Source organism: Pseudomonas sp. P4_C3 (assembly GCF_056402075.1).
Map to the genome: position 1 here is coordinate 1 of NZ_JBFUIC010000406.1, position 3,234 is coordinate 3,234.

Below are 3,234 nucleotides of genomic sequence, written 5' to 3' on the forward strand. Positions count from 1 at the left end.
CGGTGTTGGTTCCATCAAGTCACCAACCGCCAAACCGTCTACGCTCATCCGATCGAAGCCTTGCAGGCGTTTGCCGAAGGATGGGGTTTGTCGATTCTACCTCGACCGCTTCTGGAACGAATTCGCCGGCAACCCCGCCAAGGTCGATGAAGGCATCCGCCAGCACTACGCCAAACTCTACGCCCGCCCCGGCGTCATGCACGCCGCCTTCACCCAGTTCCGCAGCATTCGTCAGGACGCCGTGGAAAACGAAGCGTCGATGGTCAAGAAACTGAGCATGCCGGTGCTGGCGGTCGGGGGTGAGAAATCCTTCGGCGCCAATGAAGCCATCGTGATGCGCAATGCGGCGGACAAGGTGACGGAAGTGGTGATTCCGGGGGCTGGGCACTGGTTGATGGAGGAAGCGCCGACGCAGACGATTGCCGCGATTCGAGGGTTTATGGCGCAGTGACGGCACATCCCTGACATCCGAAAAACATGTAGGAATTTACCCACCGTGGCGAGGGAGCTTGCTCCCGCTGGGCAGCGAAGCAGCCCTAATTCCTTGCAAACCATTTCCCAGGACACACCGCAGTGCCCGGTTTACGGCGGCAGAGCCGCCGAACTGGAGCAAGCTCCCTCCCCACAGGGGCTATTTGGCGTCCTACAGGCCGGTTGCAGCACCGGCAATCGATGCCTAATGTACGCCCGTCGCTGACTTGAATTGGCGATAGGGTTTCGCAGCCCTGTTGATACGTGTAGTAACCTTGCAGCTCACAAAACCACTGACGGACGCGTCTGCGGCCGTATTTCGTTTTATGGTGGCTGTGTGTGGGAGATCTTCGGGTCTGCCGGGTTCCTCGTATCCTCGGTCTGCGAACCCGCACATAGCTACCACCCCATTCGATTCGCAGCGACAGGGAGTAGTTCTTCTTACAGATACGAGGAAGTTTTACTTATGACTGCTAATAGTCCGCATCGCCGCTTCACCCCCATGAAACAAATCGCCACCAGCTACCCCGTCCTCCTCATCGACAGCGACGCGCCCCTGCGCGAACTTCACAACTGCGCCGCCGAGCGCCTCAACGCCGTCCTCCAATACCTCAACCTCATGGCCTGCACCAGCCTCCCCGACTACGCCGAAAACGACATCAACACGGTCACCAACATTTCGCGGATTCTGCTGCAGGATGTGCGGGATGTGTTTGGGGTGATTGAGTTGCGGGGGTTTGAGGTACCCAAGGAGAAATGACCAATTTTCAGCCGAAAAAAAACCGCATTACTGCGGTTTTTTTCGCCTCGATTTCAATCATCAGGTGAGTTTATCCAGTACGTAATGCATGAACCACGCTGGCTGGGTATCCGACACGATTGCAATGTCTTCCCCCTCGGTTATTTCGGCAATTTGGGCGAAGCCGGAGTCACCATCTTGAGAGTTATCAAAGATGTAAGCCCGGTTTGATAGCAGGATGGCATCAGAAAGATTCTCCAGAGATCGCTTGTAGCGCGATCGAATTTTGTCCGATGGTACATCGTGCCCACCTATCGAGGCCCGATAAGCGACCCGAGCCACATTGATTTCTGCATCCGCTGTAGCCACGTAGTACACATACACCCGATATCCCGCCAACCGCGCCTGCCGTAGCAACTCGACCTTGCTGATATCCGACATAACGGTTTCAAACGTGAAGCTGGAAAGCTCATCAATAAGTGATACACGGACAAAGTCCGAAAGCACCGAAGCGATATATGAATCTATCTGTCGTGACGGGAATACAAGGAGAGTACCTTCGATGGCTAAATCATCGATCTTGGCCAAAGACTCAGGGAATTTGGAAAGAAGGCTGCTGGTACGCAAAAACGGGATTGCGCGTCCTACAAATGCCTGGAGCTTGAATTGCGAAAAATCGAAGAACCCTGTTTCACGAATGCCTAACTCAATCGCATCAGGATTAATGTAGTTAACGAGCAGGTGAGCAGGGACTTTTGAGTTGAACGTACTCTTTCCGCTGCCATTGGGTCCCGCGAAGATTCTGACCCGTGGTGTACTCAAGCCTGGACCTGAGGAACAAAATCCCCATTCAGCGCTTTCTTGACCTTTATTCGAGTCCCGGATTTGATTGTGCCGTAGGTCTCAACCGATCGAAGCACTACAGATTCGGTATTGGAGACTTTCACCAACTGACCAGCGCGAACCACAAGGACAGACTCCCCCTTCGAAAGCGCAACATTGTAGGCATCGCGAAACGCCTTGGCTGCGATCGAGGGAATCATGGACTCCTGAGCGACAATTTGCGCTTCGGTCTTGGGTTGTTTCTCTTTTTTACGAGACATTTCTGACTCCGGTCTGCACTTGATACGTACAACCAATAATTAACATACATCTCCGAAAGCGTCGAGCAAGGCCATTTGCCTCATCAGAAGTTGGCCGGCGTGTTGGCACTGATAATCTCCGCCTCATCCGCCCCGATATTGCGAAACTTGTGCGGCAACGTCGTCGGGAAGTAGTAACCATCCCCGGCGTTCAGCACGCTCACCTGACCATCCACGGTCAATTCCACGGTACCCCGTGTCACCAACCCGCACTCCTCGCCTTCGGAATGCACGATCGGCTCTTCACCCGAACTGGCGCCCGGTGCGTATTGCTCGCGCAGCAAGCGCATCTGCCGGCTCGGCACGGACGCACCGATCAGCAGCAGGCGCAGGCCATGGCGGCCGAGGTCGGGCTGTTCGTTGGCGCGAAAGACGTACTGGTGTTCGCGCGGTGGCTGATCGAAGGTGAAGAAGTCGGCCAGGGACATGGGGATRCCCTCCAGCAATTTCTTCAGGGAGCTGACGGAAGGACTGACCCGATTCTGTTCGATCAGGGAGATGGTTGCATTGGTGACGCCGCTACGCCGGGCCAGCTCGCGCTGGGACATTTTGTAGCTTTCGCGTACTAGTTTGAGTCGTGAGCCCGTGTCCATGACAGCCTTATGTGCCAACCCGTAGGAGCGAGCTTGCTCGCGATTGCGATTTTAGCCGCAACATTGATGTTGATTGAACCGGCGCTATCGTCGGATCGCCGCCCGGAGCAAGCTCGCTCCTACAGGGATAATGGAGGGGTGGAGTGCAGGCGCGGATCACGCCGTTTTCCGGTCCCGGAAACGTGAAAGGCGGCTATTAAATCACGTTTGTTCGTAATGCTCAGCAGGTTCGATAAACGGCTGAAGAAAAGAACCGGCTGATGATAATTCTCAGTCAAGACACAAGACC

At 55.1% G+C, this 3,234-nt stretch carries 5 protein-coding genes; 2 read left to right on the forward strand and 3 right to left on the reverse strand.

The features are described from left to right. On the forward strand, positions 1-451 hold a 451-nt coding region (locus tag AC1DVH_RS28460), incomplete at its 5' end, for an alpha/beta fold hydrolase (protein ID WP_477756590.1). A 486-nt stretch (positions 452-937) separates the two neighbouring features. After that, entirely contained in the window at positions 938-1,231 is a 294-nt protein-coding gene (locus AC1DVH_RS28465; RefSeq protein ID WP_477756591.1) for a fructose-bisphosphate aldolase, read from the forward strand. Between the two features lie 60 nt (positions 1,232-1,291). Here the strand turns inward: AC1DVH_RS28465 and AC1DVH_RS28470 are convergent, their stop codons facing one another. The 3 genes from AC1DVH_RS28470 to AC1DVH_RS28480 form a co-directional block, all read right to left on the reverse strand. After that, entirely contained in the window at positions 1,292-2,032 is a 741-nt protein-coding gene (locus AC1DVH_RS28470) for an ATPase (RefSeq protein ID WP_477756592.1), read from the reverse strand. Next, positions 2,029-2,313, reverse strand: a complete 285-nt coding sequence (locus AC1DVH_RS28475; RefSeq protein WP_477756593.1) for a hypothetical protein — start codon at positions 2,311-2,313, stop codon at positions 2,029-2,031. The genes AC1DVH_RS28470 and AC1DVH_RS28475 overlap by 4 nt, the downstream gene beginning before the upstream one ends. 83 nt (positions 2,314-2,396) lie before the next feature. Next, positions 2,397-2,945, reverse strand: a complete 549-nt coding sequence (locus tag AC1DVH_RS28480) for a cupin domain-containing protein (protein WP_108216007.1) — start codon at positions 2,943-2,945, stop codon at positions 2,397-2,399. Between the last annotated feature and the right edge of the window lie 289 nt (positions 2,946-3,234).

Bases quoted from the DNA above. Each gene is read 5' to 3' on its own strand.
- AC1DVH_RS28465 (WP_477756591.1), top strand. From the start codon at position 938: ATGACTGCTAATAGTCCGCATCGCCGCTTCACCCCCATGAAACAAATC.
- AC1DVH_RS28475 (WP_477756593.1), bottom strand. From the start codon at position 2,313: ATGTCTCGTAAAAAAGAGAAACAACCCAAGACCGAAGCGCAAATTGTC.